The following is a 24,386-nucleotide window of genomic DNA, read 5'->3' on the forward strand; positions in this document are numbered from 1 at the left end:
TAAAAAGCAAAGATACATTTTGAAAGGGACCACAAAACATGTAAATGAGGCTTTTTAACAAAATTTTCTTAGCTAGTTTTGTTGCTTAGTTTATATTGTGCTAAAACCCTAGAATTTGAGTAGTTATCAAAAGATACTAGATAAGTTAAATCAATTTACCAAGCGTTATTATACAAATATGCTGGTAAAGGGAGTGCTCTTGTTTTTAAGTTTAGGAATTCTATTACTTTTTAGTGTGTTAGGAGTAGAATATTTTCTTTGGTTAAGTTCTACTGGTAGGTTATTGTTGTTTTTGCTTTTTATACTCATAGGTAGTTATTTACTTTATAAGTATATAATTACACCTATTTTCTATTTGTTAAAAGTTAAAAGGGGAATATCTAAAAAGGAGGCTTCACTTTTAATTGGAAAACATTTTCCAGAAGTTGATGATCGTCTTATAAATCTTTTAGATTTAGTTGGTGATAAGGAGGAGTCTGAATTATTGATTGCAAGCATAAATCAACGCTCAAATAAATTGCAAAATGTTCCGTTTGTCAATGCTGTAAATTTTAGAGATAATTTTAAGTATGTCAAGTATTTAACGGCACCAATTATTTTGTTTGTGATAGTGTTGTTTTCGGGTAATTTAAGCTCATTTGTGGGCTCTTATAAGCGGGTTGTTAATTATGACTTAGCATTCGATCCGCCAGCTCCATTTCGCTTTAAAATGCTTTCTGAAGGGCGTGATGTTTTGAATTCAAAATCGTATACGATTTTTGTTGAAACAGAGGGAGATGTACGTCCAGACGTTGTATTTATTATAGTTGACGGTAAAAAGTTTATAATGAAAAAGAGTGTACGTGGCTTTGAGTATACTTTTGCGCCACCATTAGATTCTTTTGATTATTATTTTGAAGGAAACGGAGTACGTTCTAGAAATTATCGTTTAAACGCTTTAAAAACTCCTCTTTTACAGCGCTTCGAAATGAAATTAACTTTCCCTAATTATATTAATAGAAAACCAGAAGTCTTAAAGGGAACCGGTAACGCTGTTTTTCCTGAAGGAACTCAAGTTAACTGGACAATTATTGGAGAATATGTTGATGTTATTCATTTCTCAACCAATGATACTATTTTAAGCTTCATAAGGAGTAATAATCAGTTTGATTATTCAAAAAGAATTTATAGTGATATGTCTTATCAAATAGCTAGTAGTAATAGACATGTAGAAAATTATGAAAATCTGACGTATTCTTTTGAGGTGATAAAAGATGAGTATCCAAAAATTCGCGTTCAAAAAGTTTTGGATTCTTTAAAACCTAATGTTTCTTATTTTGTAGGTAAAGCTTCAGATGATTATAAACTAAAAAGTATAAAGTTGATTTGTTATTCAAAGTCTAACCCAAAAAACGTACAAAAAGTAGATATTCAAAGGAGTAATTCTGGGATTAGTGAATTTTATTATACGTTTCCTTCTGGTTTACAATTAAATGAAGGTGAGGTGTATGATTTTTACTTCGAAGCTATAGATAATGATGCTATTCATGGAGGAAAAGCAAGTAAAAGTCAAGTATTCTCAACTATTTTATTAGACCAAGACGCATTACTTAATAAACAATTAAAGTTTCAAGAATCTATATTAGAAAATATGGATCAATCCCTAGATGATTTGAAAGAACAGAAAGAGGTTTTAAAGGATATAAATCTAGAACAAAAAGAAAAAAGCGAATTTAATTTTAATGATCAAAATCAAATAAAGGACTTTCTAAAAAAACAAGAACGACAAGAAAGTTTAATGGAAAAATATAGTAAACAATTAAAAGAAAATTTAGATCAAGGGGAAAAGGATGATAAATTAAATGAGTTGTTAAAAGAACGATTAGAAAGACAAGAAAGAGAAGCACAAAAGAATCAAAAGTTATTGGAGGAATTACAAAAAATAGCCGATAAAATCAACAAAGTCGATTTAAAGAAAAAACTCGAAGATATTGGTAAAAAGCAACAAAATAGCGAGAGAAATCTAGAACAGTTGTTAGAATTGACCAAACGGTATTATGTTACTGAAAAAGCAGCTCAATTGGCTAAAGATCTTGAAAAATTGAGTGAAAGGCAAGCTTATTTGTCAGAAATAAAAATAGGACAAGAATTTTCTAGTAAAGAACAAAAAAAACTAAATAATCAGTTTAATAAACTTGCAGACGAGTTAAATGAATTAGAAAAAGACAATGAGGCTTTAAAAAAGCCAGTAGATCTCAATATTGATAAGAAAAAGAAAATTGGAGTTAAAAATGATCAAAAGGAAGCTTTAGAACAAGTTAATAAGCATGAGCGTATAGATCAAAGTTCAGAATCTGAGGAAAAGGAAAAAGCGAAAAAAAATGCTTCTCAAAAGCAAAAGTCTGCAGCACAAAAAATGCGGGAAATGGCCGAACAATTGCAGCAATCTTCTGCTGCGGCAGGTGGCGAATCAGCAGTAACAGAAGATGCAGAGATGTTACGTCAAATTTTAGACAATTTGGTTATTTTTTCATTTAAACAAGAAAATCTTTATGATATAGTAAAAGAGATAGATGGTTCAGTTTCTCAATTTTCAGGTAGTATTCGAAAACAACAAGAATTAAAAGGGTTGTTTGAGCATATTGACGATAGTTTGTTCTCATTGTCTTTAAGACGCGCCGAACTTTCTGAATTTGTAAATGAACATATTACAGAAGTATATTATAATATGGATAAAACCTTGGAGAGTATGGCGGAAAGTCGATTGATTCAAGGAGCGTCTTATCAGAAGTATGTTTTAAATGCTTCAAATAGTTTAGCAGATTTCTTGGCTAAAATACTTGAGAATATGCAACAAAGTATGCAAATGGGTAAGGGTCAAGGTGATGGTCAAGATTTTCAACTTCCAGATATAATTAAGGGTCAGGGTGAGCTGCAAAAGAAAATGGAGCAAATGGGGCAATCTGGTCAAGGTAAACAAGGCGAGGGACAAGAAGGACAACAAGGCGAAGGTAAAAAGCCTGGTGAGAAGGGTAAATCAGGCAAGGGAAAGGATGGTAGTAATGGTCAGGATGGGGATAAAGGAGAAGGTGGTGAAGGGCAAAAGACTGGCGAATCAGGAGAAGGTAAAGGAAAGGGTGGCGGCAAAGGACAAGGAGGAAGCTCAGGTCAAGGACAACCTAGTGAACAGGAGTTACAGGAGTTGTACGAAATATATAAGGAACAACAATTAATTCGGGAACAATTGGAAAATCAACTCAAAGATATGATTTATAGAAATGATCAAGAGTTGGCTAAAAAATTGTTAAGACAAATGGAAAATTTTGAAAATGATCTTATTGAAAATGGTATTACCCAACGTACTCAGAATAAGATGAACAATATACAACATGAGTTGCTGAAATTAGAAAATGCTGCTATGAAAAAGGGTAAAAAGGAAGAAAGAGAAAGTAAGTCTAATATAGAGTTGTTTAAAAATCCCATTACATCAAAACCAGCCATTTTGGATGATTACAAAAATGAAATTGAGATTTTAAATAGACAAGATCTACCTTTGTTGCAGAATTACCAAAATAAAGTACAGCAGTATTTCCAACATAATGATTGATTATTATTACGAAATTGATTTTAGTTTAGATAAAGAAGTTAGATACACTGATTGGCTTCTTAGGGTTTTGAAAAGCGAGAAGCGAATTGTTAATCAATTGAACTACATTTTTTGTGATGACAATTATTTATTAGAATTGAACGTTAAACATTTGAATCACAATACGTTAACTGATATATTAACCTTTGATTATTCGATTGATGGTGATATAGTTGCTGATATTTTTATTTCAATCGAAAGAGTAAAGGATAACGCCTTAGATTTCGATGTTGACTTTAATAATGAGCTACTTCGGGTTATGGCTCATGGTGTTTTACATGTCGTAGGTTATAAGGATAAGTCAGAAGGAGATATTAAGCAAATGCGTGAAAAGGAAGAGGAAAAGATAAAAATGTTCCACGTGGAACAATAAATTATGTTTGGAGAAGAATACGATGTAATAGTAGTTGGAGGTGGTCATGCCGGTGCAGAAGCGGCAGCAGCAGCCTCAAATATGGGTTCAAAAACCTTATTGGTTACGATGAATTTGCAAACGATAGGGCAGATGTCTTGTAATCCGGCTATGGGTGGAATAGCTAAAGGGCAAATTGTACGCGAGATAGATGCTCTAGGCGGATATAGCGGTGTTATTACTGATAAATCTGCTATACAGTTTAAAATGTTGAACAAATCTAAGGGTCCTGCAATGTGGAGTCCAAGAGCTCAAAGTGATCGTATGCGCTTTGCTGAAGAATGGAGAATGGCTTTGGAAAATACGCCTAATTGTGATTTTTATCAGGAAATGGTAAAAGGACTAATAATAGAAAATGAAAAGGTTGTAGGTGTTAAAACTTCATTAGGAATTGAGATTAGAAGTAGAGCTGTTGTATTAACCAATGGTACATTTTTAAATGGATTAATCCATATCGGTGAAAAACAATTTGGAGGTGGTAGAGCAGGAGAAAAAGCGGCAACAGGAATTACAGAAGAATTAACAGCAATTGGTTTTGAAAGTGGTAGAATGAAAACTGGTACACCTCCTAGGGTAGATGGTCGCTCGTTGGATTATAGTAAAATGATAGTGCAACCGGGGGATAATAATCCTGAAAAGTTTTCTTATCTGGAAACACAAATACTAGATAAACAACGGGATTGTCATATGACGCACACTAGTAAATTAGTACATGATTTATTACGTGAAGGTTTTGATAGATCTCCTATGTTTAATGGCAGAATTAAAAGTATTGGGCCAAGGTATTGTCCTTCAATAGAAGATAAAATAAATAGATTTGCTGATAAAGACAGCCATCAAATGTTTATAGAACCGGAAGGATGGAATACGGTAGAGGTTTATGTGAATGGATTTTCTACATCATTACCTGAAGATATTCAATTTAAGGCGCTAAAATCAGTAGTTGGTTTTGAAAACGTAAAATTCTTTAGACCTGGTTACGCGATTGAATATGATTATTTTCCACCAACACAATTGAAACATACTTTAGAGACTAAATTAGTTGATAATTTGTACTTCGCTGGTCAGATAAACGGGACTACAGGATATGAAGAAGCAGCTTCACAAGGTTTAATGGCGGGAATAAATGCGTCATTAAAACTACAAGAAAAGGATCCTTTTATATTAACAAGAGATGAAGCATATATTGGTGTTTTAATAGATGATTTAATTACCAAAGGAACAGAAGAGCCGTATAGAATGTTTACTTCTCGCGCGGAATACCGTACGTTATTAAGACAGGATAATGCGGATTTAAGATTAACTCCTAAGGGTTATGAGATTGGTTTGGCGTCGGAAGATCGTTTGCGTAGAATGGAAAAGAAAAAGGAAAACTCTGAAAGTTTTGTTGATTTTTTTAAGAAAACTAGTGTATTGCCTGATGACATAAATCCAATTTTAGAACGAGTAAATTCAGCAGTTGTTAAGCAGTCAGATAAAATGTTTAAAGTTTTTTCAAGACCAAAAGTTACAATGGATCATATGCTAGAATTAGAATCTGTTTCTAATTTTGTTACGGATAATTCATTTGATAGAGAAGTTCTAGAGCAAACTGAAATACAAGTTAAGTATTCGGGTTATATAGCAAAAGAAAAAAACAATGCTGATAAGTTATCTAGATTAGAAAACATAAAAATTCCTGACGATTTCGACTATACAAAGTTAAAGTCTTTATCTTATGAAGCAAGAGAGAAACTGGAAGCTATTCGGCCAGTTACTATTTCTCAAGCTTCTCGAATTAGTGGAGTCTCACCTTCAGATATTAGTGTTTTATTAGTGTATATGGGTCGATGAAAAATACATTATTTTTCAGACAGAAAAAGCCAATTATAGCGCCAATTTTAGGTGCAATGTTTATATTGATTTGCTTAATAGATTTTATCGGAGAAAAAACAGATTATACTAAAATACTTGTTCTAGTAATCTTTGCTGTTCTGCTTTTTGGTTACACAGTTTCTTATGAGATTACAAAGGAGTATGTAAATTTCCGTCATTTTAAATTGTTTGGATTTACGTTGCTTAAAAGTAAATTGAACATAGTTTTCCCGGATTATATCTCAGTTTTTTCAGCAAAATATAAAAGAAGTGCAGAATGGGGTCCTGTAGCGGCAATGGGCAAAGAGCAATCTGGAGATAGCTTGGTTATTCAATTGTTTGCTGGGAAGAAGCACTTTACTATATATCGAACAAATTCCTTGAAAAAGGCTAAAGGCAAGGCTGCTGAACTTTCTGATTTGTTACGGGTAAAGTTAGAAAGTTAAATTTGTGTTCCACGTGGAACATTTTATAGTTGGCTTGGTTTTTGTTGTTTACGCTAACAACTTCAAACGCCAAAACAATGAGAAAAATTTTAGTATGTTCGGTAATAGTATTTGCGTTCCAATCTTGTATACCGCTTAGAATAGCTCCAGATATCGACACTTACAAAATTTCGAAAGGTAAGAAGTTTAAACGTGGCTTGCCAAAACGACAAATGTTCATTTTCGAAGATTCTAAACAAGCTGGTGAATTTTATGAATTTGTAAATGCAAAGTATAAATTGGGCGATGTAGATGTTTACGATGATATACCTTTTCAAATTGGAGGTTTAGATTATTTTTTTGCTTTTTATGAAATTGATATACCCGATAAAAGTGTTAATTTTTTACCAGTTCTTTTTGAGCAAGCCTTCAACGCTACCTTAAATATTGAGGATGAAAATTCAGCGGAACCGGTGGAATTAAGAAAAGATAATTTTTATATTGCCATAGAGGTATATAGTGATTTTGAAAAAGATTGTCTTTCTTCTGAAGCGCTTTCAAAAGAATCTGTTTTAAATTACCTTAGCACTCTAAGACAGGAATACCTTACTACCAATAACTATAATGAACTTGTTTTTAAAAACTAAAGACCACGCCGTTACTGGCGAAGCGTTTGAGTTGTATCACGATGCGGAATTGGATATGCTAATAACGCGACCACAACCTAAGGAGTTAGATCAATATTATAAAAGCGAAAATTATATTTCTCATACTGATGCTAATCGCACAGTTACCGAGAAAATTTATCAAATAGTAAAAAGAATCTCTTTGTTATTGAAGGTACGTTTGATAAATAAATACGTGGAAGAGGAAAAAACGTTATTGGATGTAGGGGCTGGGACCGGTGATTTTTTAGCAGTTGCTAAACAAAAAGGTTGGACTGTTTTTGGGATAGAACCTAATTGGCATGCGAGAGGAAAAGCTTCAGAAAAAGAGGTAAACTTAAGCAGTGAACTAGAGTCAGTAATGAATAGAAAATATGAGGTGATTACTCTTTGGCATGTTTTAGAACATTTAGCAGATTTAGAAAATCAAATTTTAAAAATGAGCTCTTTATTAGAGGATAATGGTACAATGGTAATCGCAGTACCAAATTATAAATCTTACGACGCTAAGCATTATAAAGAGTACTGGGCTGCTTATGATGTGCCACGACATTTGTGGCATTTTTCTCAGGCTTCAATTCAAAGACTTTTTTCAAAATATCAAATGGAAGTAGTTAGCACTAAACCTTTATTTTTCGATTCGTTTTATGTTTCATTATTGTCTGAAAAGTACAAGGAAAGTAAATTGGGTTTTTTCAAAGGAATTTTTCGAGGTTTAGTCTCAAATTGTTTTGCTTTATTCTCTAAGGAATATTCTTCACTAATATACATTGTCAAAAAAGCGTAATTCTTATTTTAAAACGATTTAAGGCCTTTTTAGATATTCTGACTATTAATTGTATTTCTTTAAAGAAATTATTGAAAATAATGCAGTTTTAGCAAGCTATTTGTAATAGCTAAAATCAATGTACAAACTTAACATATATAGATAATATCTATTTTAACAATTATCTAGATTTGGACAGGATTAAATTAGTCAATCAAGATTCACATGTATTCAAAAAGCTTTCCTATTTTAGCGCTGCTAAAATTTAGCGTATTAATAAAAACAAAAGATTTCTGTTCATTTAGAAATGACAAATTAAATTAATTATATGAAAAATGTAGTGTTGATTCTAGTTCTAGTTTTGTTTGCGTCTTGCGAGCAAAATAAAATAGCTTATGTAGATAACGTGCGGTTGATGGATGAGTATCAAGAAAAAATAGATGCTGATGCTAAATTTAAAGCTGACGAAGAAGTATTGACCAAAAAAAGGGATAGTATGTCGCAAGCATATCAATTAGAAATGCAGGCCTTTCAGACAAATTCTCAAAAAATGTCGCAAAAAAAGGCGCAAGAAGAATATGGTGTTCTTCAACAAAAGGGACAGTTTTTAGGTCAACAATTACAACAAGAGGCTCAACAGGCACAAGCAGCTAATCAAACTATTCTTGATAGCATAATAAGTACTGTTAAAGCTGAGATTAAATCCTATGGTAAGTCAAAAGGCTATACCTATATCTTAGGTGGAGGAGATGGCGGAAGCGTTTTATATGGTACAGATGCTAACGATGTAACAGACGAAGTCGTTAAACTGCTGAATGATAAGTATAAAAAATAGAGAAGTTCTTCTCATAATATTAAACCCTAACTATTGCGTTAGGGTTTTTTATTTTATAAGGAATCAGGATTTATAGATTATTAGGATTGTAAAAGGAATACAAGAAAAATCGTAGGTATTAAATAGATGACAATAGTTTGTGCTCCCACATAATCCTTAGCAATGCGTTGGCCGAACAACAGCATAAGTAGCGTTAAACAGGAAGTTATTGCACCGTATAACGCAAATTCTTTACTTCCATTATCAATTAATTGAATAAAGCCTATAATACAAAGTGAGGCTGCTACAATTTCAATGAAGGTGATAATAATTAATAATATAGGCACGATATTTTTAAATGGGCTTTTACTAAAATGACCTTTTAACCAAGAAAGGTTTCCTTGCCAATCTAAAATTTTATCTATTCCACTTTGTAGAAAAGTAATGATAGCAAATATGAGTAAAATTAGTTCAGCGGAGAATTTCATGTTTTAAGATTTTAAGGCCACATTCATCTTGTTTGGTGCTTTGTGGAGAAGGCGAGTGAGTTTAATTGAGAGGTCCATTAGAATAATTTTGCCATTACCATTACGCTCAATATGGTAAATAGCACTTTCGAGCTCTTCAGTTATATTTAAGATATTATTTTCATGAACAAAAGGTGCAAATTTTTCGAGATGAAAATTGTCAACATTAATTTTCATGTATGCCAGCTCGTGTGCCCCATAATTAATTAATAAGGCTTGTCGCATTACCGAAAGGCAGTAATTAAGAAAATTCTTTTGTGTTTCACGTCCTTGTTTGGCCACTGATTCACTCCATGATATTAAATCGTGAATGGCGGCTTTATTGCCTTTTGCTTTAAAAGCACTGCGCACCCACTGTACAAACCATTTTTCAAAAATTAAATCTTCAGAATCATTATTTAGCAAATCAAGAGCCTTGTTGTAATTGCCATTAGCTTCGTGGGCGAAGCGCATAGCTTCTTGTTTTTGAAGACCTTTTTCGATTAGTGCGTTTGCAATAGCTTCTTCAGAAAGTGGTGGAAAATGAAGCAGTTGACAACGAGATTTAATAGTCTGAATTATTTGTTCCTCATCTTCAGCAATTAAAATGAAAACAGTTTTTTCGGGAGGTTCTTCAATTAGCTTTAATAATTTGTTAGCTGCTGCTATGTTCATTTTGTCAGCCATCCAAATTAGCATTACTTTAAAACCACCTTCATATGATTTTAAAGCCAACTTTTTTACAATATCTTGTGCTTCATCCACGCCAATTTGGCCCTGTTTTTTTTCAATTCCAATTGAACGATACCAATCGAAAAGATTACCATAAGGTTGCTCTTTTATAAATTGTCGCCACTCTGAAATATAATGATCGCTTACGGCATGACTTTTAACTTTGTCTGAGTTTGTTACAGGAAACGCAAAGTGCATGTCGGGGTGGGTATAAGCACCACATTTAAGATTACAACTTTCATCACCTTCAGAGTTTTCACCATTGCTATTACCGCAAATGATATATTGGGCATAAGCTAGCGCCATTGGCAACGTACCACTACCTTCTGGACCAATAAACAATTGAGCATGGGATATTCTCCCAGCATCTGCACTAGATGACAAGTGATTTTTAATATGGTTTAAGCCTAATATTTCTGAGAAGCGCATGGGTCAAATATAGTTGAATTAATTGAACCGAATTAAAGAAAATAACCTGTCATAAAGCGATGTACGCGCATAAATCTTTACATTTGTGCATCCTAAAAAAAAGATTGTCAATGAAGACCTTAAATGATTTTAATTTCGAGAATAAGAAAGCACTAATAAGAGTTGATTTTAACGTGCCTTTAAATGCTGAATTCAAAGTAACTGACACGAATAGAATTGAGGCAGCAAAGCCAACTATTATTAAAGTACTTGAAGATGGTGGTTCTGCTGTTTTAATGAGTCATTTAGGAAGACCTAAAGGAGAGCGAAATCCGGAGATGTCTCTTAAACACATAGCAGATAAGGTTTCTGAGATAATTGGAGTTCAGGTAAAATTTGTGGAAGATTGTGTTGGTGAAGTAGCTGAAAACGCAGTAAACAATCTAAAGCCAGGTGAGGTTTTATTATTGGAAAACCTTCGTTATTACGTCGAAGAAACTTCCGGAGATAAAGCCTTTGCAGAACAGCTTTCAAAATTAGGAGATATATATGTAAATGATGCTTTTGGTACAGCACATCGCGCTCACGCTTCAACAACAATTGTAGCTCAATTTTTTGATGAAAATAAATGTTTTGGACAATTATTAGCTAAGGAGATAGATGCTATTGATAAAGTTATGGCTAGTGGAGAAAAACCAGTTTTAGCGATTTTAGGAGGCGCCAAAGTTTCTTCAAAAATTACGATTATTGAGAACATTTTAGATAAGGTGGATCACCTAATTGTAGGTGGTGGAATGACATATACTTTTGTAAAAGCTAAAGGAGGAGAAGTAGGCGATTCTATTTGCGAAGATGATAAAATGGAACTTGCTTTGAATATAATTAAGCAGGCTGAAGCCAAAGGTGTACAAGTGCATATTCCTGTCGATGTCATTGCTGCAGATGATTTTAGTAATGATGCGCAAACTCAAGTTGTTGAAGTAGATAAAATTCCAGAAGGCTGGCAAGGCTTGGATGCTGGTCCAAAAACTTTAGCTATATTTAAAGAGGTTATTACCAAATCAAAAACTATTTTATGGAATGGTCCTATTGGAGTTTTTGAAATGGAAAATTTTGCTAAAGGCACCATTTCTATTGGAGACTATATTGTGGAAGCTACCGCTGCAGGAGCTTTTTCTTTAGTAGGAGGAGGCGATTCTGTTGCCGCTGTAAAACAATTTGGTTTTCAGGATAAAGTTAGTTATGTTTCTACCGGTGGTGGAGCTATGTTAGAAAGTTTAGAAGGGAAAACACTACCAGGAATAGCAGCAATTATTGAATAATTAGAACGTTTATATTTATAAACCTAGATAGTTTTCTAATAATGCAGAATTTTATGGTTTGAAAAGAATAGTCGATTTTCGCCGTTCTTCCTAAAAACATTTCACAGTTCATGGTTTCAAAAACAAAAGGTTTACTGGTACTATTTACTTTTCTTTTATTGTGCTCGGGTATTTATGCTCAGGAACAAGATACTATATCAACAGATTTGTCTGAAAAGTTGATAGTAGTAAAAGATACCATTGTAGACACACTTGCTATCGACATGCAGAATGTTGAACAAATGGATTTAATGGATGCCGAATCTGACCAAGAAACTCCTTTTGTATTAGCTAAAGACTCTAGTAAGAGCAAATATGACCTTAAGGACAATGCTTTGGCAGCATTGTATGATAGTCTTTGGATGCGCGAATTGTATGAGGCAAATGGACTCTTTGATGAAATGCAAGAGGAAATAATAAATGTTAGTGCTACAACCACGATAGATGGCAGCCCTGTAGCTACAGAAGAGGAGCTTTATGTTTATGACTTGCCTACAGATTCACTTAAGGCTAGACTTCAAAAGTTAAACGAAAAAACGCCTTTCAATGTCGTTTATAATAAATCACTAGAAAGTATCATCAAATCTTTTTTAACGCGTAAACGAGGTTTAATGGAGCGCATGCTTACCATTAGCCAATTTTACTTTCCTCTATTTGAAGAAGAATTTGATCGACATGATATTCCCTTAGAAATGAAATACCTTTCTATTGTAGAGTCTGCTTTAAATCCTAAGGCAAGGTCAAGGGTTGGGGCTACAGGGCTTTGGCAATTTATGTATGGAACTGGTAAAGAATATAAGTTAGATGTAACGAGCTATGTAGATGAACGAAGTGACCCTATAAAATCTACAAAAGCTTCAGCACAATTTCTATCAAAATTATATCGAATTTTTGGTGATTGGGATTTAGCACTTGCAGCTTATAATTCTGGCCCAGGTAATGTAAATAAGGCAATTAGAAGGTCTGGTGGTCATCGAAACTATTGGAACATCAGACGGAACTTGCCAAGAGAAACAGCTGGTTATGTGCCTGCTTTTTTAGCTACAATGTATATTTTCGAATATGCTAAAGAGCATGAACTTAAAGGCAAAAGAGCTGAGCGACCTTATTTTGAAACAGACACAATACATGTAAAAAGTTTAATAACTTTTGAGCAAATTTCTGAGTTGGTAGGTGTTAGTGAAGAGGAGTTAAAGGTGCTTAATCCTTCATACAAATTAAAGGTGATTCCGTACATCGAAGGAAAAAATTATGCTTTGCGTTTGCCTAAAAAAGCGATGGGAAAATTTGTTAATAATGAGGAACAAATTTATGCTCATGTAAAAAAAGAGTTAGCTAGTAAGGAAAGTCCATTACCTAAATTAGTTAAGCAAGCTGAGGCTAATCGCATACGCTACAGAGTAAGAAGTGGTGATTTTTTAGGGAAAATTGCAGAGCGATATGGGGTTAGAGTAAGTCAATTAAAACAATGGAATGGTCTGCGAAGTAATAATTTAAGTATTGGTCAACGACTAACGATTTATCCGCGTAATAGTGGTGCTAGGGCTTCAACAAATACTAAGAAAACAACAACTACTTCAGTTAAGATTCCTTCTGGGGCAAAAACACATACAGTTAGATCTGGTGATTCGCTCTGGACTATTTCTCGAAAGTATCCAGGAGTTTCTATTGATAACCTAAAAAAGTGGAATAGGTTAAATAGCAGTAATCTTAAGCCGGGCACCAAGCTTAAACTATGTGAATGTCCATCATAAAATAAGTTGGCATAAATTATTTTTGTGCTTAATTATATCTTGGAACTATTTTTGTGGTAAAGCGTTTAGTATTTCATTATCTTAAAAATCAATCTAAACCATCCAATTTAATACACATGAGAAAACTTGGAGTATTCATCTTATTATTTGCTATAATAATATCGTGCAAAGAGGGTAAAAAACAAACCTATTTACCGCAATCAATTGGCGGCATAAACACCATAGCCGTTGTAATTGACAATCAACTTTGGCAAGGTAAAGTCGGTGATAAAATTCGGGAACATTTCGCAGCACCAGCTGTGGGACTTACATTAGACGAGCCCATTTTCACAATAAATCACGTGCCACCTTCTGTGTTTACGGGAACAATTAGAAATATGAGAGCTATACTTTATGTGGAAAAAGACACCCTTAGTTTAGGCCATATTAAGACAGATTTATATGCTAAACCACAAAAAGTAGGAGTAATTAAAGGGCATACTGAAGATGAAATTATTGCAAATTTAGACGCGAAAGCTGATGCTATTATAGCGTCCTTTAAGAATTTAGAAATTAACGAAGCTCAAGTGCGCTTTAAAGGTTCTTTAAGTAAAGAAACAGTTCTTAAGAACAAGTTTGGCGTAAACCTATCTATGCCTGCTGCATTTAAAGTTGTGAAACAAGAAGATAACTTTGTTTGGATGGAAACTCAAATACCTAAAGGGACAATGAATGTTATTGCATACGAACTGCCAGGTAATAGTTTTAACAATGACTCAACTTTTGTAAAAGATATTGTTCGGTTACGAGATTCCATAGGGTCGGTGTATATTCCTGGACCGGATGTGACTGGAAAAATTACTCATATGCGTGGTGATCCAGCATTTTCTCCTCATGTATTTGCTACTGAGATAGGGGATAAAAAAGCAGTAGAAGTTAGAGGAATATGGGATATTAAAAACTATCCAATGGCAGGGCCTTTTGTTTCATACATAGTTAATGATAAAGAAAAGGATAGAAAGCTGGTTATAGAGGGCTTTACGTTTGCTCCTTCAGCTAACAAGCGTGATTATATGTTTGAGTTAGAAGCAATAATTCGCTCAGCAAAGTTCAATTAGGTTTGTCATCAAAGTTAAAACCAAAAGCCCTGTCGTTTATCGACAGGGCTTTTTCGGTTAGGTTGATTCGAATACTTTTTACTGTTAGGTAAATTTCATAATGTTTTTATGAATTTTGTAGTGTGAACCAGAAAAATGCTTTCACATAAGAACTTAATAAAGAGTTTTTTAGATCCTTTAAGGTTTCTAAATAAATTTCATTGTTAAGTAGGGTATTCTTCATGATAAGACATTGGGTATTCTATAAATGATAACTCCTATTAATAAGATTTCTGTATATATTCCATTGGCTTTGTTGTGTAGGTGTTTGAAATTGTTGCGTAATTCATTTTTAAAGAAGCCCAACTAAATTAAAAGATTAATAAAAGTCATTGGATGGCATAAAAAAGACCGCTTTATAGCAGTCTTTTATTTTATAATTTTAAGTTGATAATATTACATTTTTGTAATGATAAACTCAGAACGTCTGTTTAAATAATGTGCTTGTTCAGTACATTTAACCGTGCCATTACATTCGTTAATTAATCGAGCTTCACCATATCCAATTGCACTTTCAATTCTTTCTGGAGCAATTCCTTGTTTAATTAGGTAGTCTCGAGAAGATTTGGCTCTTTTATCAGAAAGGTATTCGTTATAAACACGAGAACCTCTTGAATCGGTATGTGATTCAATTTTAATAACCATATTAGGATATTCATTCATAACTGCTACCATTTTATCCAATTCTATGGCTGCATCTGTACGAATATAAGATTTATCAAAATCGAAATGTATCATTTCAGTTTTAAGCTTTTTAACACCATCTACTACAGCTATTAACTCTTCTAATCGCTTTAAAGAAATATCGGAATTAATGGTGTCATTCTCTCTAGTATTAGCTGTTATAATATTTTCAAAATACTGATTTTTGTTTGCTCTAATACTATATTTTGTGTTACTGTCTAAGTCTTCAAATATAAAGCTACCGTCATCAGTAGTTTCAATTTCTTTTAGTTTAACATTGTTTTCGTCTAATAGTTCTATTAATGCTTTAGGCATTAAATCGCCAGTTACTAATTCTGTAACGACTCCTGCAATAGCGTTTATGTTAGCAGGCACTTCTTCTAGTAGTAGGTTTTCAAAAGAGTATATGTCGTCATCACCTTTACCACCTTCTCTGTTAGAGGCGAAAAAGCCTTTTTGAGATTCCTCATCTACGATATAAGAAAAGTCATCTTTATTGCTATTAATAGGTTGTCCAATATTTGTTGGAGTTCCAAAACCTTCATCTTCAGAATAGGAAGCTTCAAAAATATCTAAACCACCTAATCCAGTATGTCCATCTGATGAAAAGTAGAGTTTTTCCCCATTAAAATAAGGAAACATTTCGCGCTTGTCGGTATTAATTTCTGGACCTAAATTTCTAGGCTCAGAAAAGCTATTATTTTCTAATACATCTACAACAAATAAATCAGTTGCTCCCATTGTTCCAGGCATATCAGATATGAAATATAGTTGTTTGCCATCAGGGCTTAATGCGGGATGACCAATAGAATAATCATCACTAGCGAAAGGCAATTCAACGGCTTCAGACCATTCATCTTCAATCTTGTGAGACTTATATATTTTAAGGTTGTTTACACCATTTTTATCTCTTTTAAGCTTTTTGCCGTAATTATTTCTTGTAAAGTACATGGTGGAATTATCTGGAGAGAATGCAACAGAAGCTTCATGGTACTTTGTGTTTATTTTTTTAGAAAATTTCATTGCGTCTTTTAAATCATGAGATTCCTCATTCAACTTAGCAACGTATAAATCTAAATATGGTTGGTCGTTCCACTTATATTTTCTAGTATGTAAGAAAGATGAATCTTGAGCAGATGCGAAAACCACTTGAGAAGAATCTAAAAACATTGGAGAAAAGTCAGAATACTCCGAATTAATATCAAGGTTTTTAACCTCGATTTTGTCATTTGTAGCGGCCAATATGTTGTCTAAAACCACTTCATTAGGTATAGCTATGTTGCTAGCGTTTGAAATAGTAGCATTATTTGCTATTTTTTTATTGTATAATTTCATTAATCTTTTTGAACGACCATATTTGCCTGTGCCTTTTAAGGTGTGGGCATATTTAAACATATTGTCAGCAGATAATTCTTTGCCATAATTTTCATATAAAATGTTATACCACTCGTATGCTTTTTCCATATTAGTGTTGTAATAATAGGAATCTGCTGCTTTTTGAATAATATCGGAGGTATAATATTTTTCACCTTTTAAGAGTGCTTCTTCATATAGGTTGGCTGCTTCTGCATACCACATTTTGTCAAAATACAAGTCCGCTTTTTGTATGAGCTTACTTTTATTTACTGTTTCTTTTAAAGTATTAGTTGGTGTGGGTTCATCGTAATCGAGGTCTAAATCACTAATTGGGTTGCTTAATTGATAGATTTCTGAAGCATTTGGTTTGCTTGCTTGGGGAAGATTTATAGGTTGATCGCTATTTTTTACTTGCATTACCCAAACATCATTTTTATAGCGACCATCAAATTTATTTGTGCAAACTTCAATAGCTTTTTTCCAATCTACATAATACTCTAAATAAACATAGTTAAGGTTATTTGATAAGTTTTTTACAGAACCCGGAGCGAATCCTTTTTTCTTTAATTTCTTAAGAGCTTGATCTCTTTTGCTGTCTTTGCTATATGTTCCAGAAATTACATAATATCCGTTTGGAGTAGAGGGTAGGTCAATAAAAGTGCGGTAGGTCACGTTGTTTTTAGCTGCTGCCTCTTCAAATGTTTCCTCAACAGGTTTAAATATTGAAGCGTATGAGTCTGGTTGACTATCATCATCAATTGAGAGATTTGAAGTGAGTGAATTTGCAGCGTACAAATTGCTTTGCTCAAATTGAGCAGAAAGCATAATCGCTGAAAAAAGTAGGTAGGCTGAAAATAGCTTTTTCATGATTTGGGTTATTTAAAAAGCCAAGAATTTGTAGTTTCTTAGAATTTCTATTAGCTCTTATTATATTATTAATAAGTGCTTTTGTTTTATTTAGTTCTAATTGTTTTTTTAGTGGGCTCTTAAATGTTTTTAATAGATTTTGTTTAAATCTTGTTGTGAACAAAAATTATAGCCGTTTATTAGTAACGTGTTTTTTTACTGTTTCGTATAAATTATTTGAGTCTAAAGGTCAATTAAAATGGGCTTTCCCAAAAAAATGTGCTCAGGTGTTTTTTGACAGATTATACGACCGTAAATGCAGATGAAAATTTGAACCTTAATCTTAGGTTCTGAATGTTATTGATGAGGTGTTTTTTAAAGAAAATAGTATAGGATTACAGAAATTACGAGCATAAAAAAACGCCCTTATTTAGGGCGTTTTTCATATAGTATTTAAAAAAGTTTAATCCTTTTTTTCTTCTAATTTCTCATCTTCTTTAGATGCGTCTTTAAATTCTTTAATACCGCTTCCAAGGCCGCGCATTAATTCTGGAATTTTTTTCCCTCCAAAAAGAAGAAGTACCACTACCACAACTAAAATAATTTGCGGCGCTCCAATAGCTAAGAAAGTGTATAATGCTGTCATAACAATAGTATTAATTGAAAACCAAATGTACAAAAAAGTCAACAATGGTACTATTGATATCTTGTTAATATTGATAATAAGGTGGTATTAGCGTATTTTATTGGAGTTGAAATATTCTAGGAAAAGGAGCTTTTATAGCATAATCATAAATTTGATTGGATTATACTTGATATTCAATACATACATTATCTTTGTTAGGTATGGCAAAAAAGAGGAAAAAGAGAAAAGAAATTAAACGAAAGCTGCTGCATAAGTATCGTCTAGTGATACTTAATGAAAGCACTTTTGAAGAGAAAATTTCTTTTAAATTAAGCCGATTGAATGTATTTGTTACCGGCTCTCTTTGTATTATTGGGTTAATTGGCTTAACAACATTGTTAATTGCGTTTACTCCTTTACGGGAATATATTCCTGGTTATTCTTCAACAAAATTAAAGCGTGAGGCGACCGAATTAACCTATAAAACAGACTCTCTTGTTAGGGCATTAAATTATACCAATAAGTATTTGGATAATATTCGTATGGTGTTAAAAGGAGATATAGAGAATACGGAGTTTAATAGAGATTCGCTATATGAAAAGTTTAAGTTGGATCCAGCTTCTGTTGATTTAACACCTATTAGAGAAGATTCATTGTTGAGGGTTGAGGTTGCATTGGAAGATAAATACAACCTTTTTGATACTAATAGTCAAAGTGAAAATCTTGTTTTATTTACCCCTGTTAGTGGAACAATATCGCAAGGGTTTAATTCGGAAGAGCGTCATTATGCAGTTGATATTGTTGCTAAACGCGATACTCCGGTAAAAGCAGTAGCAGACGGAATAGTTGTATTTTCAGAATGGACTGCGGAAACAGGATATGTTATTATATTGGAGCATGATAGAGGATTGTTAAGTGTTTATAAACATAATGGTTCTTTGAGTAAGACTCAAGGCGAATTGGTGCGTTCAGGTGAGGTAATAGCATCGATTGGTAATACGGGTGAGTTGACTACAGGTCCTCATTTGCATTTCGAAATATGGAATAATGGAGCACCTGTTAATCCTCAAGATTTTATTGATTTTAATTAAGCCAGATGTCTATAAAATCGCTTGCCGCTAAAATTTTCGCCAAAATAATCGCTAGGAAAACGGAACAATGGGTTAATGACCCAGTAAATACGCAGGAAAAATTATTTCAAGAATTAATTAGTACTGCTAAAAACACCAAATTTGGTGTCGATCATGATTTTGAAAAAATTAAGTCGCATGCAGATTTTGTCGGTAAGGTTGCAATTCGTGACTATGAAGAATTAAAGTCCTATGTGGATCAAGTTGTTGCCGGTAATGAGGATGTTTTATGGCCTGGGAAACCAGAATATTTTGCTAAAACATCTGGCACTACTTCTGGAGTAAAGTATATACCAATTACTAAAGAATCTATTAAATATCAGGTAGAAGCTTCTAGAAATGCTATATTAAATTATATCCATGAAACAGGAAATGCTGGATTTGTTGATGGTAAAATGATTTTTCTTCAGGGTAGTCCTGAAATGAGTGAAAAGAACGGTATTAAAATTGGTCGTTTGTCAGGAATCTCTGCACATTACGTTCCTAATTATTTGCAAAAAAATAGATTGCCAAGCTGGGAAGCCAATTGTATTGAAGATTGGGAAACTAAAGTAAATGTAATTGTAGATGAAACCATTAATGAGAATATGACCGTAATTGCGGGTATTCCTTCATGGGTTCAAATGTATTTTGAAAAGTTAAATACCAAAAAAGGTAAAAAAGTTGGAGAGCTTTTCAAGAATTTTCAACTTTTTATTTATGGTGGTGTTAATTACGAACCTTATCGTGCCAAGTTTGAGGAATTAATTGGGAGAAGCGTTGATAGTATAGAATTGTTTCCAGCTAGTGAAGGCTTTTTTGCGTATCAAAATTCTCAAGTTGATAAAGGGATGCTTTTACTACTTAATTCAGGTATTTTTTATGAATTTGTAAAGGTTAATGATTTTCTAGAAGGCAAAAAAAATAGAATAACTATTAAGGATGTTGAATTGAATGTAGATTATGCAATGATAATTTCAACTAATGCAGGTCTTTGGGCTTATAATTTAGGGGATACCATTCGGTTTGTTTCATTAACTCCATTTAAAGTAATCGTCTCAGGTAGAATTAAGCATTTTATTTCGGCCTTTGGCGAACATGTTATTGCTAAAGAAGTTGAAGAGGCTATGCAAGTGGCAATTGCTGCTACAGGATTAAAAGTAAACGAGTTTACCGTTGCACCTCAAATTACGCCTATTGAACAAGAATTACCTTATCATGAATGGTTAGTTGAGTTTGAAGAAATACCTGAAGATTTAACGAAGTTTATAGCATTAATTGACACTTCATTACAGCATCAGAATAGTTATTATTTTGATTTAATTGATGGGAAAATTCTGCAAACTTTGAAAATAACTAAAATAAAAAAAGGGGGATTTCAAGCGTATATGAAATCCATTGGAAAGTTGGGTGGACAAAATAAGGTGCAACGTTTGGGTAATGATAGAAAAGTAGCTGATGCACTACGTAAATTCCAAATTCCATAATTTTAATCGTAATTTTAACCGAAACTCTTTAATGGCGAAAGAATCAACTACTACGCGAGCCCAAGAATCTACAAATGCCATCGAAAGGCTATATATAACCATGCGTCACTTATTTAATCGCGGGTTTTATAAGCCTAATGGGGTTTCTGGCGAGGCTATTAAAAATGCATTGTTATTACTAAGGCCTGAAATATATGGTTCTATAGCAGAAGAAAAAGCCGAATTAAAAGGTTTAATATATGTTCTAGAAAGATTGCCTGAAGGAATTGAACAATGCCGATTTATTAATTTAACCTCAGATGAGGGGTATAGTGATTCGCATTTTAAACCTATTGTTCCACCAAAAAGAAGACGGAATTGTTATCGAATAGATGATGAGCAGATGAATATTGAGATTACGCGTGGGCGATCCGATATTTATGATATTCTAACACACCTGACTTTTTTGTTTATTGAATCTGAAAAGATTTGTAAAAGAGTACTTGTTGAAGATACGAAAAAGACAATACGAGATTGGGAAAAATTAGAAGGCGCCGTAAACAAAAAGGAATTAAATCAGGCAGAACGTGAAGTTGCGCTGATACACACAGCTAATATATTAGGCAGGTCTTTTGTTGAAATTTTGGCGGTTCATGAGCAATTTGCTACGGCTGATAATCCGGAGCGATTTCTTAAAATTATTTATTGGTTAGGTAAGTTAACTATTGAGGAAGAAGTAAATGGTGATAAAAGAACTATTGCGTTTAGTTCACTTTTAAGAGAACGTTTAGGTCATCATATACATGGAGAGAAATGGGCAAATACTATAAAGGAATCATTAGCAAAATACAATTTACTTAAAAGGCCGATTCATATTATAAGTGCTAATATGCACAGTGTAATGAATTCATTATATGCAGGTAAAGCACTTACAAATGAGTTTCCTAATGGTGGTTCACTTGAGATTTTTGAAGCCCTAAGTTCTTCAAAAAATAAGATGTTACAAGAAAAGGTATTAAAGACGGCACAGAAGAATGGAATGATTAGTATTGACGATAAATCAGGCACCAATATAGATGTTCAAATTTTTGATTTAGCAAAATTGGGAAATGATGCTTGTTGTTATCAACTTAATGGAGAAATTCTAGATGAAGAAAAACCTGTTATATTTGTAATGGATTACGCATTTGGCGAACAGGCCTTTGAAACTATTGATGAATTGCTTAAACCGCATAAAGTTAATAAAGAAACTGTTTTTTTAAATATAGCATCAATATCAATAATGGGGAAAGCGGGTATATTAGAAGGAGGAAAGGGTGATATTATGATACCTTCTGCTCATGTATTTGAAGGCACAGCAGATAATTATCCTTTTAAAAATGAATTGTGTGCGAAAGACTTTGAAGGCTATGGATTAAATGTATTTGAAGGCGCCATGATTACAGTTTTAGGCACATCTTTACAGAATAAAGATATTTTAAAGTTTTTTCATAAGTCCACATGGAATGTTATCGGACTTGAAATGGAAGGAGTTCATTACCAGAAAGCAATTCAATCCGCTTCTAAAATAAGAAAAAGTATTCGTGAAGATGTTACCGTAAGATATGCTTATTATGCTTCAGACAATCCTTTAGAAACGGGAAGCACTCTGGCATCCGGTGGATTGGGAACAACAGGTGTAAAACCAACGTATTTGATAACAGATAAAATATTAACTCAAATTTTCAACTCTTAACCTTATATACCAAATGCAACCAAACAATTCACCTTCTTCTTCAGACGAAATAGATTTAGGGCAGTTATTAAAGTTAACACGTAAAATACTAAATAGTATTTTTTCTGGAATTCTCCGTGTTTTTCTTTATCTAAAAAGAAATGCGTTTAAGCTTTTAGGGCTCATTATTATTGGAGTAGTTATAGGTTTTGTTTTAAATTCATTGGTAGAAGATAAATTACAAACAGAGGCAATAGTTAAGCCAAATTTTGAAAGTAAAGATTATTTATATGATGTTGTAGAGGAATTAAAATCCAAGGTAACAGCTAAAGACACTGCTTTTTTTAAGAATTTGGATATAGATGTAAATTATTTTAGAAAGTTTGAAATCGACATTGAACCTATTGAAGACCAATCTAATTTAGAGAAGACTAATGCAGAGGATGATAATAAGTATTTGGAGATTTTGCAAAACTACAAAGACAACGATTTTGTTCTTGATATTGTCAAATCTGAAATATTGAAGAAAAGCATTCGAACCCATCGAATAACCTTTACACATAAAAATCCTAAAAAGGGTGAAGAGTATGTCGCTAAAATTTTAGACTACATCAATAACAATCCTTATTTTATTCAGCTACAAGAAGCACATACTAAAAATGCGCAGCTTAGAATTAAGCAAAATGATGGGTTAATTAAACAGATTGATGAAATGGTATTAAATTTTTCAGCGAGTTTAAAAAACAATCAAAACACAACTGGTCAGAGTATGGTGTTATTAGAAAGTGAAAGTGGATTAAATGTGCCAAGTTTACTGATGTTTAAAAACCGTTTGATAAAGGAAAATGAAGTTAAACAAGTAGAGTTAATTGAACAGAAAAAACCAATTAGCATATTGAGCCTAGGTAAAACCCACGTGGTTAAAAAACAACTATTAAATAAGAACTTTGTGTTGATACCATTATTGTTAATTGGCCTATTCTTTTTGATTTCATTCATTGCTTATTTAAATAGAAAATCAAAGGAATTAAAATAGCGTGTAATTAATTATAAAATGAATATTTTAATAACAGGAGGAGCAGGTTTTATTGGTTCGCACGTGGTTAGAAGGTTTGTAAACCATTATCCAAAGAATAACATTTTCAATTTAGACGCTTTAACATATGCGGGTAATTTGGAAAATTTAAGAGATATTGAAAATGCGCCAAATTATAATTTTTTAAAAGGAGATATTGTTGATGAAAATTATATCAATGAAATATTTAGTAAATATAAATTTGATGGTGTTATTCATTTAGCAGCAGAATCGCATGTAGATCGATCAATTACTGATCCCTTAGCTTTCGTAAAAACCAATGTTTTTGGTACAGTTAACCTTTTGAACGCGGCAAAAGCAACCTGGAAGGATGATTTTTCAGAGAAACGTTTTTACCATGTTAGTACAGATGAGGTTTATGGTTCATTAGGTACAGATGGCCTTTTCGTAGAATCAACTGCATACGACCCTAATTCACCTTATTCTGCGTCCAAGGCAAGTTCTGACCATTTCGTTAGAGCATATGGAGAAACTTACGGTTTACCGTTTGTAATTACGAATTGTTCGAACAATTATGGGCCCAATCATTTTCCAGAAAAGTTAATTCCATTGTTTATTAATAATATTATTGAAAATCAACCATTACCAGTTTATGGCGATGGCAAATATACACGTGATTGGCTTTTTGTTGAAGATCATGCTAGAGCTATTGATTTAGTTTTTCATAAAGGCCGAAATCATGAGACATATAATATTGGTGGTTTTAATGAATGGCAAAATATAGATTTAGTCAAGTTGTTGTGTAAGCAAATGGACACAAAGTTGGGTAGGAAAAATGGAACATCTGAAAAACTAATAACTTATGTAAAAGATAGGCCTGGACATGATTTACGATATGCTATTGATGCTACGAAGATTAATAAAGAATTGGGTTGGGAGCCTTCAGTAACTTTTGAACAAGGACTGGAGAGAACTATTGAATGGTATCTCAAAAATGAAGAATGGTTAAATAGTGTTACCTCAGGGTCTTATAAAGAATATTATCAAAAAATGTATAATTAATGTAGATATTACCTTGCTATTATTACTGTA

At 33.0% G+C, this 24,386-nt stretch carries 19 protein-coding genes; 15 read left to right on the plus strand and 4 right to left on the minus strand.

Annotation, left to right across the window (positions count from 1 at the left end; translation table 11 throughout):
- Positions 1-115: 115 nt before the first annotated feature.
- The 7 genes from ABJF52_RS13480 (at position 116) to ABJF52_RS13510 (ending at position 8,582) form a co-directional block, all read left to right on the plus strand.
- Positions 116-3,586, plus strand: coding sequence for a hypothetical protein (locus ABJF52_RS13480; protein ID WP_348151165.1), 3,471 nt, complete (start codon positions 116-118; stop codon positions 3,584-3,586).
- Positions 3,579-3,998, plus strand: a complete 420-nt coding sequence (gene ybeY, locus ABJF52_RS13485; protein WP_348151167.1) for an rRNA maturation RNase YbeY — start codon at positions 3,579-3,581, stop codon at positions 3,996-3,998. Before ABJF52_RS13480 ends, ybeY begins: the two co-directional genes overlap by 8 nt.
- 3 nt (positions 3,999-4,001) lie before the next feature.
- Positions 4,002-5,870 (plus strand): tRNA uridine-5-carboxymethylaminomethyl(34) synthesis enzyme MnmG, encoded by a 1,869-nt coding sequence (gene mnmG, locus ABJF52_RS13490; protein ID WP_348151170.1) that lies wholly within the window; start codon positions 4,002-4,004, stop codon positions 5,868-5,870.
- Positions 5,867-6,337: a hypothetical protein gene (locus ABJF52_RS13495; RefSeq protein WP_348151172.1), complete on the plus strand. Its 471-nt coding sequence runs from the start codon at positions 5,867-5,869 to the stop codon at positions 6,335-6,337. Before mnmG ends, ABJF52_RS13495 begins: the two co-directional genes overlap by 4 nt.
- A gap of 77 nt (positions 6,338-6,414) precedes the next feature.
- Positions 6,415-6,963 carry a hypothetical protein gene (locus ABJF52_RS13500; protein WP_348151175.1) on the plus strand — a complete coding sequence of 183 codons (549 nt, stop codon included), beginning with the start codon at positions 6,415-6,417 and terminating at the stop codon, positions 6,961-6,963.
- Entirely contained in the window at positions 6,941-7,768 is an 828-nt protein-coding gene (locus ABJF52_RS13505; protein WP_348151178.1) for a class I SAM-dependent methyltransferase, read from the plus strand. The genes ABJF52_RS13500 and ABJF52_RS13505 overlap by 23 nt, the downstream gene beginning before the upstream one ends.
- 307 nt (positions 7,769-8,075) lie before the next feature.
- Positions 8,076-8,582 (plus strand): OmpH family outer membrane protein, encoded by a 507-nt coding sequence (locus tag ABJF52_RS13510; RefSeq protein WP_348151180.1) that lies wholly within the window; start codon positions 8,076-8,078, stop codon positions 8,580-8,582.
- Between the two features lie 80 nt (positions 8,583-8,662).
- Here ABJF52_RS13510 and ABJF52_RS13515 read toward each other — a convergent pair whose 3' ends face one another.
- Together ABJF52_RS13515 and ABJF52_RS13520 are read right to left on the minus strand one after the other, a co-directional pair.
- Complete coding sequence (locus ABJF52_RS13515) at positions 8,663-9,049, minus strand: DoxX family protein (protein WP_348151183.1); 387 nt, start codon at positions 9,047-9,049, stop codon at positions 8,663-8,665.
- Positions 9,050-9,052: 3 nt separating this feature from the next.
- Positions 9,053-10,228, minus strand: a complete 1,176-nt coding sequence (locus ABJF52_RS13520; RefSeq protein WP_348151186.1) for a DNA polymerase III subunit delta' — start codon at positions 10,226-10,228, stop codon at positions 9,053-9,055.
- A gap of 110 nt (positions 10,229-10,338) precedes the next feature.
- Here ABJF52_RS13520 and ABJF52_RS13525 point away from each other — a divergent pair, with 110 nt between their 5' ends.
- The 3 genes from ABJF52_RS13525 to ABJF52_RS13535 all read left to right on the plus strand — a co-directional run bounded on the left by ABJF52_RS13525 (position 10,339) and on the right by ABJF52_RS13535 (position 14,419).
- On the plus strand, positions 10,339-11,529 hold the full coding sequence (locus tag ABJF52_RS13525; protein WP_348151189.1) for a phosphoglycerate kinase: 1,191 nt from the start codon (positions 10,339-10,341) through the stop codon (positions 11,527-11,529).
- Positions 11,530-11,639: 110 nt separating this feature from the next.
- The gene (locus ABJF52_RS13530) at positions 11,640-13,322 is read left to right on the plus strand and encodes a LysM peptidoglycan-binding domain-containing protein (protein ID WP_348151192.1); all 1,683 of its coding nucleotides are present in this window, start codon (positions 11,640-11,642) and stop codon (positions 13,320-13,322) included.
- 116 nt (positions 13,323-13,438) lie between these two features.
- Positions 13,439-14,419 (plus strand): DUF4837 family protein, encoded by a 981-nt coding sequence (locus ABJF52_RS13535; protein ID WP_348151195.1) that lies wholly within the window; start codon positions 13,439-13,441, stop codon positions 14,417-14,419.
- 435 nt (positions 14,420-14,854) lie between these two features.
- On the opposite strand, the gene ABJF52_RS13540 is transcribed toward ABJF52_RS13535, so the two are convergent.
- Positions 14,855-17,365: an OmpA family protein gene (locus tag ABJF52_RS13540; RefSeq protein ID WP_348151198.1), complete on the minus strand. Its 2,511-nt coding sequence runs from the start codon at positions 17,363-17,365 to the stop codon at positions 14,855-14,857.
- Positions 17,366-17,807: 442 nt separating this feature from the next.
- Complete coding sequence (gene tatA / locus ABJF52_RS13545) at positions 17,808-17,990, minus strand: twin-arginine translocase TatA/TatE family subunit (RefSeq protein WP_348151201.1); 183 nt, start codon at positions 17,988-17,990, stop codon at positions 17,808-17,810.
- A gap of 200 nt (positions 17,991-18,190) precedes the next feature.
- Here tatA and ABJF52_RS13550 point away from each other — a divergent pair, with 200 nt between their 5' ends.
- The 5 genes from ABJF52_RS13550 to rfbB are packed head-to-tail and all read left to right on the plus strand — an operon-like array spanning position 18,191 to position 24,356.
- Positions 18,191-19,060 carry a M23 family metallopeptidase gene (locus ABJF52_RS13550; RefSeq protein ID WP_348151203.1) on the plus strand — a complete coding sequence of 290 codons (870 nt, stop codon included), beginning with the start codon at positions 18,191-18,193 and terminating at the stop codon, positions 19,058-19,060.
- Between the two features lie 5 nt (positions 19,061-19,065).
- Positions 19,066-20,565 carry a GH3 auxin-responsive promoter family protein gene (locus tag ABJF52_RS13555; protein ID WP_348151206.1) on the plus strand — a complete coding sequence of 500 codons (1,500 nt, stop codon included), beginning with the start codon at positions 19,066-19,068 and terminating at the stop codon, positions 20,563-20,565.
- Between the two features lie 31 nt (positions 20,566-20,596).
- Positions 20,597-22,279, plus strand: coding sequence for a hypothetical protein (locus ABJF52_RS13560; RefSeq protein WP_348151209.1), 1,683 nt, complete (start codon positions 20,597-20,599; stop codon positions 22,277-22,279).
- 13 nt (positions 22,280-22,292) lie between these two features.
- Positions 22,293-23,294 (plus strand): hypothetical protein, encoded by a 1,002-nt coding sequence (locus ABJF52_RS13565; RefSeq protein WP_348151212.1) that lies wholly within the window; start codon positions 22,293-22,295, stop codon positions 23,292-23,294.
- Between the two features lie 18 nt (positions 23,295-23,312).
- A complete protein-coding gene (rfbB, locus tag ABJF52_RS13570; RefSeq protein WP_348151215.1) occupies positions 23,313-24,356 on the plus strand; it encodes a dTDP-glucose 4,6-dehydratase in 1,044 nt (347 codons plus the stop codon).
- Positions 24,357-24,386: the final 30 nt, after the last annotated feature.

Source organism: Aurantibacter sp. (assembly GCF_039941195.1).
GTDB lineage: Bacteria > Bacteroidota > Bacteroidia > Flavobacteriales > Flavobacteriaceae > Aurantibacter_A.